Raw genomic sequence first — 21,545 nt, forward strand, 5'->3', positions numbered from 1 at the left:
TTCTGACAATTCTTTTTTAATTCACCTCCCATAGAATTTATTAAATCAATAATTTTCTTAAATAGGGTGATTAATTGTGTCTTCATGATGTTGTCTTTATATGAAATTAATAGTTAATTTACCTTCTTTTTTCAAAATGTCATTAGTACAATTTCTTCTGCACATAACACAAATATACCTGCTGCCATTAACCCAATACTATTAAACTTCATCTATTCCCCTCAATTTTTCGCAAATAACGGTTTTCTCTTTTCAACAAACGCAGACATTCCTTCACGTTGATCAGGAGTATCAAATAATAGTGAGAAATCTCTCATAATTAAATCAATTGCTGTGTTATATGGTATTTCTTCTGCTACGTTTACCGATTTCTTTATAGCTCCTAGTGCTCGCAGACTTTTTCCGCTAAATTCTTGTGCCACTTCTTTTGCCCGTTCTAGCACATTATCATATCCAACTTCCAGTAACTCGTTACTTAATCCCCATTCGTAGGCTTGCTCTGCGCTAATCATTTTTCCGGTCATTAATATTTCCTTAGCTCTTGCTCTGCCTAACCATTTTGTTATCCGGACAATTGCTCCGGCACCCGGCATCACACCAATATTTATCTCCGCCAAACCGAACTTTGATTTCTGATTGGTAATTACGTAGTCACAAGCCAGCGATAATTCTGTTCCCCCTGCTGGTGCATAACCGTTCACTGCAGCAATAACCGGCTGAGATATCGTTTCGATTAACTTGAATAAGTAAACCCATCGCTTTGTTTTTTCCAGAACATCTTGCGGTATATCAAAGCGCATTTCATCGATATCTGCTCCTGCTGAAAAGGCTTTATCTCCAACACCTGTAATAATAATCGGGTAACAAACTTTATCTAATTTACTGATTTCAAACTCTGTAATTAATTCCTCAATCATTTTCATATTCATGGCATTAAATACATTCGGGCGATTTAAATAGATAATTTTATAGTTATCAAACTTCTCTACTATGATTGTTTCGTACATTAAATCCCTCCATTCTCGAAGATTAATAATGGATTTTTAAGGATGTGCTTTATTTCCTTTATAAAATTTCCAGCTAATTCTCCATCAATCACTCTATGGTCTACGGTTAAACTATAGTAGCAACTGTATCCAATAACGATTTCATCAAATTCATTAATTACCGGTTTTCTTTCTACTTTACCAACCGCCAGGATACCTACTTGGTTTACATTTAAAATAGGGGTTCCGAACTCCCCTCCAAAACTGCCCACATTTGTAAATGTAAATGTACTATTTGTTAAGTGATCAGCAGTTAACTGATTGTTTTTTGCAAGTTCTATCAGGTTTTGTGAAGCTTGTGAGAGTGCACTAATTGAAAGCTTATCGGTATTTGCAATTCCAGGTACTACTAAACCATTCTTTCCTGAAATCGCTAGCCCAATATTAATATCTTTCCATAATTTATAGTGGTTGTTATCTACCTGGCTATTTAACATCGGGAATTTTTTTAATGCCAATGCTATAACTTTTAGAAATATTACCGTCCACGAAAGATTAATATCTTTATTAGCCAGTGTCTTTTTTAACTCTTTATAGACATTGTGTATTTCATTAAGCGAAAGCTCACCCATTAGCGTCATTTGTGCTGTATTTTCTAAACTGTTCATCATATTTTTTGAAATCGTTTTTCTTAATTGTGTGAAAGGGATAAGTTCAAATTCTTTCTCTTCTTTCACACTTTTCTCCAGACTACTTACATCCTGACTTTTTTCTTTGTTAAATTGACTTACATCACGACTAAAGATGATTGGAGCATCTATCGTATTTTTTAATTCCTCCACATCAATTTCTAACTCTCTTATTAAAAATTTGGCTTTTGGTGTAATTTTTTTATCGTTTCCATGTTGCGTACTATTAACCAATGAATTCTTCTTGTTTTTCCGCCTCTCACCAGGCCTTGGTTGTCGTGCATGTGGCCATGTTTCGGCTTTAATTTCAGATATGGGTTCGTTCGTATCCTGCGATGGGCTAGAAATTTTTTCTGTTTCTGAATTTTTATCAGCACTTAATTTGGCTATTAAATCTTTTGACCGAACAATAGAATTTTCGTCTACTAGTAGCTTAATATAGCCTTTATCGGGACTATTAATTTCTGAAGTAATTTTTTCTGTTTCGACAATAGCAATTGCCTGATCTTTTTTTACAAAATCATTTTCATCCACTTCCCAGGACACCAGTGTCATATCTCCATCTTCCACACCAATTTTAGGAACAAGTACTTCCATCATCATTCACCTCTCATAATTTGTTCGATGGCATTTGTTAAGTCCTCATCGGATGGCATAATGAAATCTTCACCAGTTCCAACTGGGTAAGGAACAAATTTAGAAGCTATTCTTTTAATCGGTGCTTCTAGATCATATAATCCTTCTTCTGCTATAATAGCAGCTACTTCCGAACCAAACCCAAACGGAGCATATGCTTCATGGATAATAATTAATCGAGAAGTTTTCTTTACCGAGTTTTTGATTATCTCTTTATCCAATGGCATCACTGTTCTTGGATCGATAATTTCAATTGAAATAGAATTTTCGTATTTCTTAGCTACCCTAACAGCTTGGCTTACACAAATCCCTAAAGCCACAATTGTTATGTCATTGCCTTCTTGAACTATTTTCCCTTTTCCGATTGGTACAGTATAATCTCCCTCGGGAATAGACTCTTTCACAGACATTAACGTTTTTTGTTCCAGGAAAATTACTGGATCCGGATCTCGAATAGCACTTTTTAATAATCCTTTCGCATCTGAGGGAGTAGATGGATACACCACTTTCAAACCTGGCACATGGCCAAACATACTTTCAATCGATTGTGAATGATGCATACCCGTTCTAAATCCACCTCCTGCTAAAGTTCTAACTACTAGAGGTATTGAGACCTGACCCCCATACATATATCGCATTTTGGCAGCATGATTGATAATCTGATCCATTGCTAAATAAATAAAATCCATAAACATAATCTCAACGATTGGTTTGAGCCCAACTGCAGCTGCCCCAACACCTAATCCTACAATTGCTTCTTCGCTGACCGGCGTATCGCGCACCCGCATTTCACCATATTTTTCTAATAACCCTCGTGTTAATCCAAAAGATCCACCACTTGCTGCTACGTCTTCCCCTAAAACAAAAACGCTTTTATCTCTTTCCATCTCTTCATCTATTGCCTGTGTAATTGCCCACCTAAAGTTTGTCTGCATGTATTTAACCTCCAAATCCCGCACTATTTACATATATATTGGATAAAATATCTTCTTTATTTGGATATGGACTATTTCTTGCAAAATCTACGGCATTGGTCATTTCACCTTGTATTTTTGATTCAATTTCTTCTAGTTCCTGTTCTGTGACAAATTGATTTTCAATTAGTTGCGTTCTCAAACGATCTAAAGGATCTCTACTTTTCCACGAGCTAATTTCTTCTTTTGTCCGATAGTTTTGAGGATCTCCTTCAAAGTGTCCTCTCCATCTATACGTTTTAAATTCCAATAAGCTTGGTCCGCCGCCATCTCTAGCTCGCTCAATCGCAGTTTTTAATGCGCTATATACTACATCTAAATCATATCCATCTAAAGATTCTCCCGGCATTCCATAACCTTCAGCCTTTTTTCCGATATTTGTTTGTTTCATTCCGACTGTAATTGGGCTGAGTTCAGCGTAGAAGTTGTTTTCACAAATAAATACAATTGGCAAATTCCATGTTGCTGCAAAATTTAGTGATTCATGAAACGCCCCTTGGGGAACTGATCCGTCTCCAAAGCTACATATTGTTATCGCTTTTTCGCCCATATATACTTGTTTAAATGCTGTACCTAATGAGATTGGCATTCCTGCTCCTAATATCCCAGAAGAACCCAATAGCCCTTTACTAATATCTGCTAAATGTGCTTCTCCACCAACGCCACCACATATACCGTCTCTTCTCCCCATAATTTCAGCTAATACGTGATGAGGCTTAACACCTCTAGCTAGAAAATAAGATTTCGAACGGTGATATGGGATGATATAGTCTTTTTCAATTAATAGTGTGCATAATACCGAACCGACCAGTTCTTGCCCTACACCTGAATGTAACCAACCTGCAATTTCACCTTTTTCAAATAAATTAATGGTTGTTTGTTCAAATTCACGAGTTAAAAACATATTAGAATAAATTTTTATCTTTTGATTAACATCCATATCATTTCTCCTAACAGCCAATTTTTTTCGCTATAAACAGTTTTTGAACTTCGCTTGTACCTTCACCGATTTCCATCATCTTCACATCACAGTAAAAACGGGATATTGCATATTCCTCCGTAAACCCGTATCCTCCATGAATTTGGAAAGACTCATCAATTACTTCTTTTGCAATTTTACTTGCATAGAGTTTTGACATTGAGGCCAATTCTTCGACGTCATCGGTTTTATTGTCTCTAGCGATTGCAGCTTTATATGTAAGGGATCGGGCTGCTTCAATTTTTGTTTTCATCATGGCTAATTTAAATTGGATATCTTGAAGCTTAGTTAATGGCTTGCCAAATTGCTCACGTGTTTTAGCATGTGAAAATGCTAAATCAAAAGCACCTTGTGCCATTCCGACACTACAACTTGCAAATGCCAATCGGCCTAAATCCATCCCAGTTAGTACATGCCGTAAACCTTTTCCTAACTCTCCTAGTTGGCAATCAAGTGGAATCTTACAATTTTCAAAGTAAACTTCCCTTGTGTCACCATGCTTCCAACCAATTTTCTTTATTTTTTTACCGATTACTAACCCTTCACTATCTCTAGGCACAATAAATGTACTAAATTGTTTTTCGCCTTTAACTTCAGAGGTATCGGCTAAAACAATAATTCCGTCACTTTGTTCCGTACCGCAATTTGAAATAAACGTTTTTTGACCATTCAGAAGCCATTGGTCTCCTTTTTTTACTGCAGTTGTAGAGATAGAACCTAAATCTGATCCTGCCCCAGGCTCAGTCATAGCAATCGCTCCAATTTTTTCTCCGCTAACATATGAAGGCAGCCATCGTTGCTTTTGTTCATCAGAACCAAATTGACTGATAACCTCGATAACTAAATTTTGAACTTGCATAATTAAAGGAATTGTAGAATCAAATTTTGCCATTTCCTCTAATGCCACTATATAACCGACTGTACTTATCGATTGTCCACCGTATTCTTCCGGAGCAAAAAAGCTAGCAAACCCTAAATCAGCCATCTGCTTAAAAACTCCATAATCAAACTCTTCTTTCTTCCACAAATCCTCAATTTTCTCTTGAATTACATTTTTCCCAAAGTTCTTCGCCATGTCCCTAATCATCAATTCTTCTTCTTTAAACATCATATCCACTCAATTCATCACCTTTATTCTAAATTTTCTGAATTAAATTAAATATAAACGATAGTTTTAATTTTATCTACTCATTTATTTTTTGAATTATTGTTCAAATTTTAAATAAAAGGAATACTTTTATTTCAAAATATAATTCTTTTAACTTTTTTTCTTATACTTAAAGGTTTTTAGAGTAATTTTCATTTTTTCGCAAAACCTTTTTTTATTAAAATTTTTTTATAATTTTTTTGGTTTATGGTACTTTCACATAAAAAAAGCCAGATACGGACACAATTGAAATTGTATCTGTACCTGACAATATGAGTTTATACATTTATTCCCTTCGTAAATCGACACTTCGGAAAGCCCTGACAGCCATAAAATGCTCCGCGCTTACCATTACGCATTACCAAGTTACTGCCGCATTTCGGGCAAGTATGATCTGAAGCAATACTAATAGGCTCAACAATAACCGTCCCTGCAGTAACGGGCTCGACTTTCACCTTACTTATTCTTTTCTTTACAGGTTTGGCCATCTCTTTTACATGCTCCAGATGCTGCTTTTTAACCTCCTTCTTTTGCTGTTTAGTTTTAGGAACAAGTGCATGCAGCATCTGCGAAATTCTGCTAAGTTGTTCGCTTGAGATTTCCTGCGTGGTATATTGGTTAATTGTTCTTTTTAAATGTTTTGTTTGAATAACATGCGCTTGTTGAAAAGGTTCTTTAAATTTAAATGTTGCCGCGTTCGAAAAAACGATAATTGAATGCAACGGCATATCCATATTTAAATAGTGCTGCAATGCTTTTACATGTGTGTTATTTTGCATGACCGGATTATAGAAACGCGATTTTTTCTTATAAATTGTTTGCGTCCAATTTTTTTGACTTTCACTTCCAAAAATCCAGCCCGTATAATTTTTCGTTTCGATTACAAAAATGCCTTTCGGCGAAAGTAAAACATGATCGATCTGCGTCATTTCCCCATTCTTTTTCGGGACATACAGATCATTGTAAATCTTCACTTCCTCCCCTAGACTTTCCAGTAATTTACGGATACGCTGCTCACCTACATATCCTTTCAGCTGTGGTAAATAGGCTTTAGCTACAACTGATGTTACAAAGATAAAGCCAAGTGCTACGTACAAGTTTATATTTACTAAAATTACTAAAATCATTATGTATGACAACAAACCGAGAACTAACATACTCTTCCTCCTTAAAAAGTCCTATTTTAGGTAATTAGACAAATTCCCTATTTCTCCTCCTCTAAATATCACATCTTCATGTCACATTTACCGGTAAATTCTGTTGGTTCTTGATCTGAAGTTTATTACGTTCTGGACAGTTCTTTTTCCAACTGCCAATTTTCCCTACCTTCAACATTTTTTATTCAATAATTTTTAATATTCCATTATTGTATATAGATTTATTTAAAAAGTAATTATGATACCGTTTATGCTAATAAAAGAAGAAGGGAGTCTACGAATAAAGCAAATTAATCATTTTTTGGATAATGGGAAGCGTTTTACTTAAAGACATAGGTGTGAGCTTTTAATGGATTGTTTTTTAATTTCAACACATTACTTTAAATTTACAATTTCCGATTATTTTGTAAGGGGGAGAATTATGCGTTCTGACCGTATGTTCAGCAAAATAACAAAAACAAACCTTAGTATTCTAACGGCTGGTAGTTTAATTTTATCTGGTTATATCAATCAAGATCATAATGATTCAACAAAGCAGCTGACACTTAATACTGAAAAGAAAAATCATGAATTCAAATTACAGGAAAAGCCAAACATCATTTACATTATTTTAGATGATTCTGGATACTCGGATATTGGGAGCTATGGATCTGAAATAAAAACACCTAACATCGACTTGTTAGCAGAAAATGGCATACGTTTTTCAAATTCACATGTTTCTCCAGTATCCTCTCCTACTCGAGCAGCCTTGCTCACAGGAAGAAACCCGCATGCTGTTGGGATGGGCATGGTTGCCAACTTCGATTTAGATTTCCCAAGTAAGCAAGGGCGAATTATTGATGAGGCAGGAACAATTGCAGAGGTTCTGAAAGAAGAAGGATACAATAATTATGCTGTAGGTAAATGGCACTTAGCACCGAGTCATCAATTAACAGCAGCGGGTCCCTATAACTATTGGCCATTAAACAAAGGATTCGATAAATTTTACGGTATTTTAGAAGATTCAACAGACCAATACAAACCAGACCTTGTAATGGACAATACATTTATAGAAGTTCCTAAAGACCCTGAGTATCATTTTTCAGAGGCAATTGTGGAACATGCAAATCAATATATAATTGACCAAGCTTCTGTTAATTCAGATCAACCATTCTTCTTAAATCTAGCTTTTGGCGCTCAACATCAGCCTGTTCAAGTGCCACAATCCTATAAAGATATGTATAAAGGTGTTTATGACAAAGGTTGGGATGAAATTAGAAAAGAACGTTTTGAAAGGCAAATTGAAATGGGCTTAATCCCTGTAAATACGCCATTTCCTGAGCGGGATCCTGGGGTTCCAGAATGGAACTCTTTAAGCAAAAAAGAAAAAGAAGTATTTATTGAATTTCAAGAGGCTTATGCAGGCTTTTTAACACATACCGATGAACAAATTGGAAAATTAATAGATACATTAAAACGTACAAATGAGTTTGATGAGACTTTATTTGTATTTTTAAGCGATAACGGGGCAAGTCCATTAGGCGGTCAAACAGGATCAATTAACCATACCTTAAATTATAATATGGTCGATGAAGATTTCGAAAATATTTATAAGCAGAAAAAGCAAATAGGTTCCGTAACAACGAAAGCAGAGTACCCTCTTGGTTGGGCGCAAGTCAGCAATACCCCGTTCACTAACTATAAAGCTTCTTTGTTTGAAGGTGGTATTCGAACACCGTTAATTATTAGTTATCCAAAAGAAATTCCAGTGAAAAACGAAATTCGGCATAACTATACCTATGTAACAGATGTAACAGCCACTATTTATGATTTATTGAATATAACCGTGCCAGAAACAATTAACGGAATTAAACAAATGGACCTTAACGGAATAAGTTTTGTCCCTACTCTATTCTCTGAAGAGACGGAAACCCGTAAAACGCAATATTACGAAGTTTCTGGAACTAGAGCAATTTATTCTGATGGTTGGAAAGCCATTTCTATCCATAAAAAAGGAGAAGACTTTGAAAAGGATAAATGGATGCTCTTTAACGTTAAAGAAGATATTACCGAAACAAAAAATTTAGCGAATGAAAACAAAGAAAAATTAGCTGAGCTTTTAACTATCTTTGATCAAGAAGCGAAAGCAAACAACTTATATCCTTTATCCGACATTCAAGCGGAAGGGTTTTCTTATGTAGCCAAAGGTTCTAATCGGGACAAAGAAAAATTTGTTTATTACCAAGGAGCTAATCGCATCGCTGAAGGAGCTACACCAATGCTATTGAACAATTCTTACGAAATCACAATACCGATTGAACGTACTTCATCCGATCAAGATGGCGTCTTAGTTTCATTAGGCAGTTATGAAAGCGGATACACATTATTTATAAAGGATAATCAACTTCATTATGTATATAATCGGGGCGACAAACAATACAACCTTGTTTCGAAAGAAGACGTTCCCCTAGATAAATCTGTAGTTAAATTGAAATTTACTAAAGGGGAAAATTTCTCTGGCACTATGCATGTATCCATTGATAATAATATAGTAGGTGAACTCTTAATCGAGCAAACGCATTTTGTAAAAATGAGTTTTGAGGGCTTTGAGGTTGGAAAAGATACAGGTTTCCCTGTAAGTCCAATTTATGCTGAACAAGGGGAATTTGAATTTAAGGGTCTAATTGAAAAAGTAGAAATTAATCTTGTGAATTAAATTTTCATTAGCCAATGGACTCTCCCATTGGCTCTTTTAGGAGGAAAAACTGTGGCAATAACGGAAGCATTTCACCTTATAGCAAAACCTTCTGGACCTATATGTAATCTTGATTGCACATATTGTTTTTATACCGAAAAAGAATCATTATTTAAAAAAGGCACTAGCTTCAAAATGAACGACGAAGTGCTAGAGCAATTCATATTAAACTATATTCATAAGCAAAATACAGAGCTAATACCATTTGTTTGGCAAGGTGGCGAACCTTTGTTATTAGGAATTGACTATTACAAAAAGGTACTTGCCCTCCAAGAGAAACATCGAGGAAATAAGAAAATCCACAATTCCATTCAAACAAATGGAACACTATTAAACGAAGACTGGGCAAAGTTCTTCAAACAACATGATTTCTTAGTAGGCTTAAGTATGGATGGTCCTGATTATATACATGATAAATATCGAGTAGATCGTGGTCAAAGGACAACTTTCGATAAAATTTATAAAGGAATGAAATTACTGCAAAAATACGATGTTCCTTTTAATATACTTGTTTGTATAACGAATGAAAGTTTAAAATATGGCCCAGAAATTTATCGTTTCTTTGTGGATGAAGGTGTTAAATATATACAATTCACTCCAATTGTTGAAAGAGTTTCATCGGAACAATCGTTATATTTAGGGTTAAAACATGGGCTACCACCGAAGTTAAATACTATTGATGAACAAACAACAGTTAGTGAATTCACGGTTGATGCTGAAAGCTACGGTGACTTTTTAATTCAACTGTTTGATATCTGGGTGAGCGAACATGTGGGTGATATTTTTGTTTTAAATTTTGAACATGCCCTTGTATCATGGCTTGGTTTACCGGCTGTATCTTGTCTATTTTCGGTTGAATGTGGGAGAGCTGCGATGATTGAGCACAATGGAGATGTATATAGCTGTGATCACTTTATGTATCCGGATTATAAATTAGGAAATATTTTAAGCGATGACTTAGCAATAATGCTAGATTCACATCAGCAAAAGACATTTGGAACACAAAAGAAATCATCCCTGCCTAAACAATGCCTACAATGTGAAGTACGATTCGCTTGTAACGGAGAATGTCCAAAACATCGATTTTTAACTACAGAAGATGGCGAACCCGGATTAAATTATTTATGTAAAGGCTATCGAAAATATTTTAATTACATTCATAAATATATGAAAGTTATGGTTCAATTAATTGAGAATGATCTCCCTGTATCGGACATTAAACAAGTAATAAAAGGTCCATTAATTGTACAAAAATGATTGTAAAGAAAAAGAGTTAGGTGTACAAAATTATTGAAAATTAATCAAACATCTTTATATAAACTATAAAAAGTCGATTCCCACTAATTTACTCATGGGGAATCGACTTTTAAGCTTCATTAAATCTATCAATCTATACTTGTACCACACCAATTAAAACCGCAATAATCAGTAGGGTAATACTCAATCCCCACATCCAGAAGAATGAGAACTTTAAGTGTTTGCCCATTTCCAGGCCTGACAGACCTAGTGCCAACCATACTGCTGGTGCAAGTGGTGATACGAATGTGCCGACGATGTTACCGATGATCATCGCATACGCTGTGGATAATGAATCGATGCCATATGTTAAACCGATTTGATCAACTACCGGGAACAATGCGAAGTAGTAGGCATCCGTACTTAACAGCAAGTCAAACGGTACACCAAGCACCCCGATAATAATATGTAAATACTGAGCTAAAAAGCTTGGCAAAATATTTACGGCATTGTTTGCAATGGCCGTCAACATGCCTGTCCCATTTAAAATCCCTAAAAACAATCCGGCAGCAATAATGATCGAAGCCATTGTCAATGCGTTCGATGCGTGTGCCTGAATACGTCCCATCTGTTCTTTCGGTGTACGATAGTTCAATGGTAAAGCGATTGCGACACCGATCAGGAACGCTAAGCCTGCTGGTAAAAGGCCTGACATTAACACAGCAAGAACAACAATTGCTAAAATTGCGTTTGCCCAAATGAGCTTTGGACGTTTCAATGTTTCATCCGTTTCAGCATTTAAAATACTGTTGCTCAAATCGAAGTTTAACGTTTGTCCTGTTTGCGCTCGTTTCGCAATCAGACGTTTTTCACGGAAGCCCATAAAGACAGCTAGTAGCAGCATGAGCACAACGCCGATCACCTGAATTTTAATTAACGGGTGCCATAGCTCTGTTACATCTGTTTCAAGAACGGAAGCAACACGCCCTAATGGCCCGCCCCATGGAATCATATTCATAATTGCGGCAGAACCGCCGACTAATAGTAAAAGTAAATACGGGTTCATGCCAAGTCGAACATATAGCGGCAATAATGCCGTAATCGAAATTAAAAATGTGGAAGCACCTGAACCGTCAAGCTGTGCAATAACCGCGACAATTACCGTAACGATTGCAACAAGCACGACATTCCCTTTTGACAGCGCTACCATTTTATTGATAATAGGTTCGAATAAACCGACATCCTGCATAATCCCGAAGAATATAATTGCAAAAATAAACATGATGGCAACACTGATTACAGAACTAATTCCATCATTGAAAAATACCCCTAAATCATCAAACGAATAACCCGCAACAAACATTGCCACTACTGGCGGAATAACCATTGCCACAATCGGTGATACACGTCCGCTAATTAACAGCGTGACGATAACTAAAATCGTAATAATACCAATAATACTTAACATTCAACAACCCCCATTGCTTAGAATTCTTATAATCTTATGACAATTCTGTGTTAGGAGGAAGAATATGCTCATTTATTTAATAAAAACAATAAAGCTAATTTTGTTCATAAGTTTCACGGAGGACATAATTACGTTCCGGACGACCGACTGTACCATAAAGCAGTTTCGTCTCCAGAATATTCATTTCCACTAAATATTCCAAATAGCGTCGTGCTGTGGAGCGGCTAGTACCGATCACTTCACTTAACTGTGTCGCTGTTAACGTTGTGTACTTTTGCTCCTTAAATAAGTGAATGACCTGTTCGAGTGTAAAGGTATCGATTCCTTTCGGCAGTGCCTTTTCAGTCATCGTGGAATGATTTTGCCGGTAAAACAACGTATCCAGGTCTTGCTGCGAGAAATGTGTTTTCTTTTGTAATGCCGACTGTGTCAGATGAAGCTGCAGAAATGCTTTTTGCAATCGCTCTTCATCAAACGGCTTCACAATATAATCGAATACTCCGTATGCATATAAAGCTTCCACATGCGCACGCTCGGCTGCAGCCGTTACCATGATGATGCGGATTTCCGGAAAATGCATGCGTACATACGCAACAAGTTCATAGCCTGTGACATCCGGAATATATAAATCCATCAACAGAACAGCTGGCGGTGTTTTATGTAAGAGTGCTTCTTTTAATGAGGCTCCCGTTAAAAATTGCTGTACTTGTGCATCCCGCTGAATTGTTTTTATATAATCGGCATGAATCGCCGCAATCCGAAAATCGTCTTCCAGTAGCCAAATATCCATTGAATCACTTCCTTTGTAAAATGATTAAAAAGCAGGCCCCGCCTAAGTCACTTTCTTCGATCAGCAGTGAGCCGCCGACTTTTTCAAGTGCCTGTTCACTGATTGCCAGGCCGTAACCGCGATCATAGCCATCCTTTGTCGTAAATCCGAGAGTGAAAATTTTATTTGCTGTTTCTGCATCGATGCCCGGACCATTATCATGCACCTCTATTATGAGCTCATGACGATACTGCTGTATAAACAGCTTAATTTGCTTATCCGATATAGTTGTTTGATCCAATTCATCCATCGCATTTTGAAGGACATTCCCTAGCGATGTTAATAATGCGTCCACTTCTTCATCATTATAATCGATTAATACATCCTCGGTTTCAATCGAAATGGTAATACCGCGCTCTTTCGCTTCTGATATTTTCCCTTCAAGCAATGCCTGAAGCAATATTGAAGGCTGTGTTGCAAGTGCCTGCTGCTGTTTCGTAGAATCCTGCTGTTCCTGCCTGATAAACGCAATTGCCCCTTCAATATGGGATTGCTTCAACAAGCCAAGGATAACGTGCAGCTTATTCGCAAATTCATGCGTTTTCGCTCGCTGCATACGCGCCTGCTGCTTCACCAATGTCAGCTCATTAATCACTGTTTCATACTCAAGCTTGGCACGCAAAATATATAAATAGCCGAGCTGCTTTTCATGTTTCAAAAGCGTTTTCGAAAAAATCATTTCCTGCTGCTGCAACGGAATTTCCAGGGCCTTGATGACTTCTTCTTTAAATAACCGTTCCGGGAGCAGCGTATGTAATGATATCCCTTCTGTCAGGGATGAGATGAGTTCCTTCGCACGTGAATTGGCAATCACCACTTCATTGTTCAATGTCGTTAAGATCACACCATCCGTTGTTTCCTCTAGTATTGTATGATAGGCCGAATAAAGCTTCGCAATTTGTGCCGGCTGCATACCGAGCAGCTGTTCTTTTACATAAAGCGAGATCAGCACCGCACAGACAATCCCGAAAACTGCCAGAAGGAGCGTGATTTGAAGCCAACCGAAAAATGCAGTATCGATTGTTCCTTGAAGATCTTTTGTCAAAAATCCAACCGAAACAACCCCGACAACATTGCCGTCAACCAGAACCGGTACTTTCCCGCGAACCGATTCACCCATTGAACCCTTCGTTACGGAAACAATGGACTCTTTGTTAATCAGCGCTGAATCATTATCCCCGCCGACCATCGACTTCCCAATCTTTTCGGTGTTAGGATGCGTATAGCGAATACCCTGCTTATTCCCTATCACGACGAAACTCGCCCCGGTCTGCTTCCGTATATCCTCTGCAATCGGCTGAAGAATGGAAGACGGATCTTGCTTAGAAAATGCGCCGACGACATCCGGCCGATCAGCAATCAAGTACGCACTCGTCAACGCCTTTTCCCCCATCTCATCCAGTACCGATTCGTCCAAGTAATGATTGATCAGCAGTAAAAACAGCACACAAATCGTAAAAATGATTCCGCTGATTGTCATGATGAGATGGGCTGTTAGTGATTGTTTTAAGCGATTGATCATGAAAGTCCCCCCTTTCAGGTCATCATTTTTACTAGTTTACCATGTAGAATGATCTCGTTTAACAATTATCAGGATGAGATTACCTCAAAAAAACACGCAAAACCTTGTGTAAGTAAGGTTTTACGTGTATTTAATACTTATGCTAATTCCCGATACCAGAACCGTTGGGCTGCTATCGCTTCAATGAATTGAGTTGCGAAATCCTGCATGTCTGCTCCTGTTATTACACCGGGCTGACCTAAAATCTGATTGACGCGCAGCCATTCAATCCCTTCGCCCGTCGCACCAATTGGCTTGTAATGTGAATAGGCTTCATCTATGAAATAGGCTGCATCCTTGTTAAACATGACGTTTGTGTTACTTCCTCTAACCATATAAACAGCATCAAACAGCACGGATTTTGCGGTTAGGAAGGTGTGTTCAGCTTTTACGACCACTCCTTCTGTTCCGTGTACCATCCCAATATGTTCACTAATAATTTCCGGAACTATGCCTTGGTTAATCAATCGGTAGAGCACGTAATTAACTTCCGGACCATTGAATCCCTCTGTCAAAATGATTGCGACTTTTCTTGTTTGTACTGATTTCACTGTATTTTCCTGGCTGAGTGCCGGGGAGGACTTTGTTACAGCCGAACCGCCCCGTGCAGGAGGATGTGCTCCGATATTTATTGCGAAGGCGGTTGCCAAATCCATATCTACATTGGCGAACATATCCACCACCTGCTGTTTCACTGACTCACTTTTCACTTTACTTAGTTCAAAACTGAACGCTTCAATGATATGCATTTTTTCAGGTGGGCTCATACTGTTCCAGAAAAGTGTCGCTTGTGAAAAGTGATCGGCAAAACTTTCACTTCGAGCTCGGATTTTCACACCGTCCACTCTTTCCTGATAAGTGGCATATCCCCCTTTGTCCGGACTTACAGGTGACGGAGTGTTCCCTGCTAATGAATTACGGTGATAATTCACTTTCCCTAAATTAATCGTCTGGCGGTGGAAGCCTTCCCGCTGATTGTTATGGAAGGGGACAACCGGTCTGTTAATCGGGATCTCATGGAAGTTAGGTCCGCCAAGACGGAGTAATTGTGTATCTAAATATGAAAATAGCCGTCCTTGTAATAATGGATCATTTGTAAAATCGATTCCCGGTACGACATTCCCTAAATGGAAAGCAACCTGTTCTGTTTCCGCAAAGAAATTATCTACATTCCGATTTAACGTCATCTTTCCAATAATATTTACAGGAATGTCTTCTTCTGGCCAAATCTTTGTCGCGTCCAGGATGTCGAACCCGAGGCTGAATTCGTCCTCTTCAGCAAGAATCTGAACACCTAGTTCGAATTCAGGGAAAAAGCCGTTTTCAATCGCACCCCATAAGTCATTGCGGTGAAAATCCGGATCGATGCCCGCCAGTTTACGGGCTTCATCCCATACTAAAGAATGTGTTCCCAATAAAGGCTTCCAATGGAATTTTACGAAATGTGCTTTTCCTTCCTCATTGACGAGACGGAATGTATGCACACCAAACCCTTCCATCATGCGGAAACTGCGTGGGATAGCGCGGTCTGACATGATCCACATGATCATATGGGCAGATTCCTGGTTATTCGCGACAAAATCCCAAAACGTATCATGTGCAGTAGAAGCTTGTGGTATGTCATTATCTGGCTCCGGCTTAAATGCATGTACAAGATCCGGGAATTTGATGGCATCTTGGATGAAAAATACCGGAATATTGTTGCCAACTAAATCATAATTCCCTTCCTCGGTATAGAATTTGGTTGCAAATCCTCTTGCATCGCGAACGGTATCGGCAGAACCACGGGAACCATTGACAGTAGAAAATCGAACAAATACAGGCGTTTTTCTGGAAGTATCCTGAAGGAATTTTGCCCGCGTATACTTTTCCATGTTTTTGTATAACTGAAATTCACCGTGCACACCGAAACCACGTGCATGGACAACACGTTCTGGAATCCGCTCATGGTCAAAATGGGTTAGTTTTTCACGAAAATGAAAATCCTCAAGTAAAGTTGGCCCCCTTACTCCCGCTTTTAATGAGAATTCATCCTCTGATACTTTTAACCCTTGATTCGTTGTAAGTTCTTTTCCTTTATCATCTGTTCGAAAAATGTCTAATTGTTCGTCTTTGCTGTTCTTTCGGTCATTATGTTCACTCATTTAATATCCCTCCTCAACATTAAATGGTATGAGTACATGGAATAATTTATGTAAAAGTATGCATTTGCAAACAGCATAATAGTAAACGTGAGAGAACTTTTAGCTTATCCAAATAATTAACTTGCTTATAATAAGTAAAGGAACTAATAAAATTTGTATTTGCCCACCTAAAAGAATAAAATAATACCAACAAGTATTTTAAAGGACGTTTAGATTGCCCTACAATAAAACAAGGAGTTGAAAGTGGTGAAGATTGCTCAAATTTCAAAGTATAGTCTCTTCAGTTTCTTTGGATTAGCAATAATTTTATTCGGTTTTATAACTACGCCACAAGCAAGTTATGAAATGGAAGACAATGATGTCATTCAGTCCATAAATCAATACTTACAAACTAATTATGTATCCATGTATGACAATGACAGTGAATATAATCTTGAAAATGAATTGTTAAAGGTTCAACAGTTACAACGTGATTTAGCACATGCGGATTTGGATAGCAAACTGCATCAACAAGCTCAAACCATGCTTGGACAATTAAGTAGCGCCATTTATAAAAACGAACCAGAAAACGCCGATTTTTACGTAGATGCTTATTTATCGACACTATATGAAACTGAAAATGCGCAAAGCCAATATAGTGATTGGAATCTGTATTCAATGCCCTATAATGACCATCAACAGATGAATACAGAGCTATGGAATCAGCTTACTGAACAAGAAAAAATCAGTTTTATTTTATCCATGAAATCAATCTTACTAAAACAACAAGCCGAACAGTACATGCCTTCTACATTTTATGTATTGGAAAAATTAGAACAGTCTTCTCACAATAACGTTGCTAACTCTGCTGTAAAAATTTTGCTCTACCCATAAATAAAATTTTTCTAACGAAACGTCTGTCATGCTCCCACTCTTAGAGGTGGGAGTTCTTTTTTAGAAAAAAAACACAAGGTAGTGATTACCTTGTGTTAAAAATACGTTTATATTTTATTTAACCTTTTGGGCATGGTGTGAAGCTGCTGCACCAGCCAGTTTACCAAATACTGAACCAGACATTAACCCGGATCCACCTGGGTAATTTTCATAGAAAATCCCACCAATCATTTCACCGGCAGCATATAAGCCTTCAATTGGTTCATTTTTCGTATTTAATACTTCACCTTCTGGAGTTGTCGCTAATCCCCAGAATGAGAATGTAATACCACAAGTAACTGGATAAGCATAGAAAGGCCCTTCACTTATTGTTTGTGCCCAGTTAGACTTCGGAGGCGTAATCCCTTTTGTACATTTTCCGTCTTTGTCAGAAGGATTAAATTCCCCTTCTTGAACAGCTGCATTAAATTCATTAATTGTTTGTAAGAATTGCTCCTTATTAATATCCAGCTGGTCTGCAAGCGCTTCTAGTGAAGATGCTTCAACGACTGTCGCCTCTTCTAAATTATACTCCGCGCGTAATATTGGACGAACTTTTGTATCATAAATTTGATAAGCAATATTATTTGGTTGCTTCAATATTTCTTTACCGTATTTTGCATATGTGTAGTTTCGGAAATCTGCCCCTTCATCTACAAAACGGTTCCCTTCCACGTTCACCATCACACTATACGGATACGAGTGTTTCTTGAAAATATCACCTGGTTTTTGGAAATCTCCAACTCGTGGCGCATTGGCATCTGTCCCAATCGCATGACAGCCATTTACTTGACCGAATGTTTGCGCACCGATTGATACCGCCATATCGATACCATCACCAGTGTTAAATTCAGTACCTCGAACTAACGCCTCGTTCCACTCTTCTCCTAATGCATCGGCACGTTTCTTTTTATTCGCTTCAATACTGCCACATGCCAGCACAACGCTTTCACATTTAACCGTTTTAAGTCCATCTTTTGTTTGAACTTCGATTCCCGCAACGGTACTATTCTCCTTTACGATCTTCGTTGCTGCACTTTCATACCATACATCAATCCCTAATTCTTCACAGCGATTGAATAAACTTCTCATTAAGCCAATCCCTTTTTCCACCGTTTTAACTGGCAGACCGCCCCAAAAATGTATCTTTCCTTCTTTTTCAAAAGACTGATTCGCATAGTTCAATTCAAACTCTACGCCTTGTTTTTTCATCCATTCAATCGTTGGTAATGACTGATCCACTAGCTGACGAATCAGTTCCGGTTTACTTTGATTTTTTGAAACACGCATAATGTCATCATAAAAGTCTTGTGCCGAATAAACGGGCATATCGATTTTATTAATCGTTTCCTGATCCAAATCAACTACTTTTGTAACAGCTTCTAAATTTTCATAGGCAACACGAATTGCACCGTCTGTAAAGAATGAATTCCCTCCTCGTTTCTCGAACGGTCCTTTTTCCAGTACCAGTACTGAACTTCCTTGTTCTTTTGCAGAAATCGCTGCACATAACGCTGCATTCCCTGCACCTACAATTACTACATCAACATCGTATTGTGACATCTGACATATCCCCTTTTCTATTTGTTAGCTTTACTATAAAAAATATATTGAAATAAATGAAATACTCATCTTTTAGAAATAACCATAAATTTTTTTTATCTCTTTAGTAATCTCCATTTTAAAAGCGGTAAAATGATTATATAAATAAACAACATTCGAAATAACTGAAATAGGGTCACCTGGGTTGCATCGGCCTGTAAAGCAGTTGCGATTAGTCCCATTTGATCCATACCGCCCGGAGCAGTACTTAAGTAGCTTGTCGCAAAATCCATTTCAAAAAGCAGCACCATTCCTTCCGCAATAAAAAAAGTAATGATTAATAGTAATATTGCACTGCTGATTCCACCGATTAATACACGTTTTGGTAAACGTAAAGATTTGGGATGTAATAGTAACCCGATATATGCACCGATACATAGCTGTGCGATATGCAATAAATTACTGTCTATCGGCGCTATTTCTACCTTCAATAGACTTAATAGTAACCCCATAATGACAGGTGTTAAAAAATGCGGTACGGGCAATTTTAATTTTTTCCCAACCGGTAACAATATAAAGCCAAGTAAAATTAAGAGGCCGTTATGCAATAAATTAGTTGAGCCTGTTTCGATTGTCTCCGGAACTTTCCCTGTTAAGGAAACTATAATCGGTATTAACCCGACTACGAAAAGTACCCGAATGACATGAAAGAACGTTACAACTGCCACGTCAATAGCTTCCTGCTCTTCTGCAAATACAACTAATTGAGACAAACCACCTGGAATACTTGCTGTTAAAGCTGTTGCAAGTGGTATATGCGCCCACTTTTGCAATGCATATGCTAATGCAAGGCAAAATGCACTTAACACGATGTTAAGGAGCAACATAAAAAGCAGTGTATCTTGCATAGCCACTAAAATATCAAAAGTGAAAAGTTGGCCAATCGCAGTTCCTACTATAAGTAATCCGATATTTCGCATGACGACCGGCCACTTCATCGGAAATTTCCAAAGCAGTTGTGTGAACAATACACCAAATAAAGAGCCTAACATCCAAGGCATCGGGAAGTTGATTAATTGAAAAATGGCGACACCAACAATTGCGACCATTATCACTGTTACAATAGGGGAAATTGTGTGTATTAAATTCTTCTTTTTCAGCTTAAACACTAATTGCTCCTGTAATGACCGCAGCAATAATAAGGACAATCGATGTTAAAAAGCACCATAGAAACGCATATTTTTGATATTCCCCTAACTCTTTTGAGATCATCCCAACTAACAAAAAGGTCGAAGCCACTAATGGACTTAATAGATGCACTGGTTGACCGAGTACAGAGGCACGTGCTATTTCAATTGGGTCAACCCCGAATGATGTAGCTGTTTCTGCCAAGACCGGTAGAACACCAAAATAATAAGCATCATTTGACATGACAAACGTGAAGGCCATGCTCGTAATCCCGACAATCAATGGTAATTGTGAGCCTAAGGAATCCGGAATCAAGGAGATCAGTGCATTGGACATGGCTGTTACCATGCCTGTTCCTGATAAGATACCCGTAAAAATTCCTGCGGCAAATACAAGTGCTGTTACGATTAATGCATTTCCTGCATGCTTCATAATAATCTCTTTTTGTACCGTATTTTTAGGGAAGTTAATCATCAATGCAATGGCAAAGCCAAGGATAAAAATAGCAGATGGCGGCCAAATCCCTTTTACGAGGATCACCATCACAGCAACCGTTAGCAACAGGTTTGTCCACCAGCGAATCGGTGAAGGCTTGCCTGCACTTTCTACACCTGTTTGCATAACATGGTCGATTGAAAGCTCATGAACTCCCACACGTTTGCGTTCCTTTTTCCCTAACAAATAAGCTACGAGCAGTACCCATATCGCCCCTATTACCATTAAAGGAATTAAAGGCACAAAAAATTCAGACGGATCTACACCAGTTGCAACAATTGCTCTAGTTGCCGGTCCTCCCCAAGGCGTCATCCCACTCATCACACTTAAAGAAAGCATTGCGATAGTTGCCAAAATTAAAGGATTCATTCCTATCTTTAAGTAGAGAGACAGTAATGCTGAAACGGTAATCATGTACGTTGTAGTACCATCTCCATCCAATGCAACAGCCAGTGCCAATACAGCCGTTCCCATTGCAATTTTTACCGGATCCCCTTTGACAACCGTTAAAAGACGATGAATAAAAGGATCAAATAATCCAGCATCAATCATTACCCCAAAATACAAAATAGCGAATAATAATAACGCAGCCGTTGACGATACTTGTTTCATCCCATCAAGCATCATGTCGCCAAGAGTTGAAGCAAATCCCGCAAATATGGCAAATAGAATCGGAACTGTTATTAATGCTACGATTGGTGATAAACGATTGCTCATAATGAGATACGTAAATAGGATTATCATTATAAAGCCTAAGCTAGCTATCATATACCTCCCCCGTTCTTATTAGTTTGAAAGCGTTTTACTATCCCTATTTTCAGAATATATGATATATTCAAATAAATAAAATAGATAGTTTTAAGCGATA

At 37.8% G+C, this 21,545-nt stretch carries 16 protein-coding genes; 3 read left to right on the forward strand and 13 right to left on the reverse strand.

Annotation, left to right across the window (positions count from 1 at the left end):
• Positions 1–221 precede the first annotated feature (221 nt).
• The 6 genes from MHB58_RS15850 to MHB58_RS15875 form a co-directional block, all read right to left on the reverse strand.
• Positions 222–1,007 (reverse strand): enoyl-CoA hydratase/isomerase family protein, encoded by a 786-nt coding sequence (locus MHB58_RS15850; RefSeq protein ID WP_340735563.1) that lies wholly within the window; start codon positions 1,005–1,007, stop codon positions 222–224.
• Positions 1,007–2,275, reverse strand: coding sequence for a dihydrolipoamide acetyltransferase family protein (locus MHB58_RS15855; RefSeq protein WP_340735564.1), 1,269 nt, complete (start codon positions 2,273–2,275; stop codon positions 1,007–1,009). The genes MHB58_RS15850 and MHB58_RS15855 overlap by 1 nt, the downstream gene beginning before the upstream one ends.
• Positions 2,275–3,246 carry an alpha-ketoacid dehydrogenase subunit beta gene (locus tag MHB58_RS15860; protein ID WP_340735565.1) on the reverse strand — a complete coding sequence of 324 codons (972 nt, stop codon included), beginning with the start codon at positions 3,244–3,246 and terminating at the stop codon, positions 2,275–2,277. Before MHB58_RS15860 ends, MHB58_RS15855 begins: the two co-directional genes overlap by 1 nt.
• 4 nt (positions 3,247–3,250) lie before the next feature.
• Positions 3,251–4,225: a thiamine pyrophosphate-dependent dehydrogenase E1 component subunit alpha gene (locus tag MHB58_RS15865; RefSeq protein WP_340735566.1), complete on the reverse strand. Its 975-nt coding sequence runs from the start codon at positions 4,223–4,225 to the stop codon at positions 3,251–3,253.
• Between the two features lie 10 nt (positions 4,226–4,235).
• Positions 4,236–5,375: an acyl-CoA dehydrogenase family protein gene (locus MHB58_RS15870; protein WP_340735907.1), complete on the reverse strand. Its 1,140-nt coding sequence runs from the start codon at positions 5,373–5,375 to the stop codon at positions 4,236–4,238.
• 314 nt (positions 5,376–5,689) lie between these two features.
• Positions 5,690–6,568, reverse strand: coding sequence for a nuclease-related domain-containing protein (locus MHB58_RS15875; RefSeq protein WP_340735567.1), 879 nt, complete (start codon positions 6,566–6,568; stop codon positions 5,690–5,692).
• 421 nt (positions 6,569–6,989) lie between these two features.
• Between MHB58_RS15875 and MHB58_RS15880 the strand changes: the two genes are divergently transcribed.
• Positions 6,990–9,263: an arylsulfatase gene (locus tag MHB58_RS15880; RefSeq protein ID WP_340735568.1), complete on the forward strand. Its 2,274-nt coding sequence runs from the start codon at positions 6,990–6,992 to the stop codon at positions 9,261–9,263.
• 51 nt (positions 9,264–9,314) lie between these two features.
• On the forward strand, positions 9,315–10,559 hold the full coding sequence (locus MHB58_RS15885) for an anaerobic sulfatase maturase (RefSeq protein WP_340735569.1): 1,245 nt from the start codon (positions 9,315–9,317) through the stop codon (positions 10,557–10,559).
• 133 nt (positions 10,560–10,692) lie between these two features.
• Here the strand turns inward: MHB58_RS15885 and MHB58_RS15890 are convergent, their stop codons facing one another.
• From MHB58_RS15890 to MHB58_RS15905, 4 genes are all read right to left on the reverse strand, one after another.
• A complete protein-coding gene (locus MHB58_RS15890) occupies positions 10,693–12,006 on the reverse strand; it encodes a CitMHS family transporter (RefSeq protein WP_340735570.1) in 1,314 nt (437 codons plus the stop codon).
• Positions 12,007–12,100: 94 nt separating this feature from the next.
• Positions 12,101–12,796: a response regulator gene (locus MHB58_RS15895; protein WP_340735571.1), complete on the reverse strand. Its 696-nt coding sequence runs from the start codon at positions 12,794–12,796 to the stop codon at positions 12,101–12,103.
• A 4-nt stretch (positions 12,797–12,800) separates the two neighbouring features.
• Entirely contained in the window at positions 12,801–14,357 is a 1,557-nt protein-coding gene (locus tag MHB58_RS15900) for an ATP-binding protein (protein WP_340735572.1), read from the reverse strand.
• A 137-nt stretch (positions 14,358–14,494) separates the two neighbouring features.
• Positions 14,495–16,540 (reverse strand): catalase, encoded by a 2,046-nt coding sequence (locus tag MHB58_RS15905; protein ID WP_340735573.1) that lies wholly within the window; start codon positions 16,538–16,540, stop codon positions 14,495–14,497.
• 246 nt (positions 16,541–16,786) lie between these two features.
• On the opposite strand from MHB58_RS15905, the gene MHB58_RS15910 reads away from it, so the two are divergent.
• Complete coding sequence (locus MHB58_RS15910; protein WP_340735574.1) at positions 16,787–17,413, forward strand: D-alanine--D-alanine ligase; 627 nt, start codon at positions 16,787–16,789, stop codon at positions 17,411–17,413.
• A gap of 114 nt (positions 17,414–17,527) precedes the next feature.
• Here MHB58_RS15910 and tcuA read toward each other — a convergent pair whose 3' ends face one another.
• The 3 genes from tcuA to MHB58_RS15925 form a co-directional block, all read right to left on the reverse strand.
• The gene (gene tcuA / locus MHB58_RS15915) at positions 17,528–19,015 is read right to left on the reverse strand and encodes an FAD-dependent tricarballylate dehydrogenase TcuA (protein ID WP_340735575.1); all 1,488 of its coding nucleotides are present in this window, start codon (positions 19,013–19,015) and stop codon (positions 17,528–17,530) included.
• Between the two features lie 95 nt (positions 19,016–19,110).
• Positions 19,111–20,163, reverse strand: a complete 1,053-nt coding sequence (locus tag MHB58_RS15920) for an AbrB family transcriptional regulator (RefSeq protein ID WP_340735576.1) — start codon at positions 20,161–20,163, stop codon at positions 19,111–19,113.
• The gene (locus MHB58_RS15925; protein WP_340735577.1) at positions 20,156–21,445 is read right to left on the reverse strand and encodes a CitMHS family transporter; all 1,290 of its coding nucleotides are present in this window, start codon (positions 21,443–21,445) and stop codon (positions 20,156–20,158) included. Before MHB58_RS15925 ends, MHB58_RS15920 begins: the two co-directional genes overlap by 8 nt.
• Positions 21,446–21,545 lie beyond the last annotated feature (100 nt).

The organism is Solibacillus sp. FSL K6-1554, assembly GCF_038005185.1.
GTDB classification, from domain to species: domain Bacteria; phylum Bacillota; class Bacilli; order Bacillales_A; family Planococcaceae; genus Solibacillus; species Solibacillus silvestris.

Coding starts and splice junctions, on each gene's coding strand:
- MHB58_RS15860 (WP_340735565.1), bottom strand. CDS start 3,246: ATGCAGACAAACTTTAGGTGGGCAATTACACAGGCAATAGATGAAGAG.
- MHB58_RS15880 (WP_340735568.1), top strand. CDS start 6,990: ATGCGTTCTGACCGTATGTTCAGCAAAATAACAAAAACAAACCTTAGT.
- MHB58_RS15855 (WP_340735564.1), bottom strand. CDS start 2,275: ATGATGGAAGTACTTGTTCCTAAAATTGGTGTGGAAGATGGAGATATG.
- MHB58_RS15875 (WP_340735567.1), bottom strand. CDS start 6,568: ATGTTAGTTCTCGGTTTGTTGTCATACATAATGATTTTAGTAATTTTA.
- MHB58_RS15905 (WP_340735573.1), bottom strand. CDS start 16,540: ATGAGTGAACATAATGACCGAAAGAACAGCAAAGACGAACAATTAGAC.
- MHB58_RS15900 (WP_340735572.1), bottom strand. CDS start 14,357: ATGATCAATCGCTTAAAACAATCACTAACAGCCCATCTCATCATGACA.
- tcuA (WP_340735575.1), bottom strand. CDS start 19,015: ATGTCACAATACGATGTTGATGTAGTAATTGTAGGTGCAGGGAATGCA.
- MHB58_RS15895 (WP_340735571.1), bottom strand. CDS start 12,796: ATGGATATTTGGCTACTGGAAGACGATTTTCGGATTGCGGCGATTCAT.
- MHB58_RS15865 (WP_340735566.1), bottom strand. CDS start 4,225: ATGGATGTTAATCAAAAGATAAAAATTTATTCTAATATGTTTTTAACT.
- MHB58_RS15870 (WP_340735907.1), bottom strand. CDS start 5,375: ATGATGTTTAAAGAAGAAGAATTGATGATTAGGGACATGGCGAAGAAC.
- MHB58_RS15850 (WP_340735563.1), bottom strand. CDS start 1,007: ATGTACGAAACAATCATAGTAGAGAAGTTTGATAACTATAAAATTATC.
- MHB58_RS15890 (WP_340735570.1), bottom strand. CDS start 12,006: ATGTTAAGTATTATTGGTATTATTACGATTTTAGTTATCGTCACGCTG.
- MHB58_RS15925 (WP_340735577.1), bottom strand. CDS start 21,445: ATGATAGCTAGCTTAGGCTTTATAATGATAATCCTATTTACGTATCTC.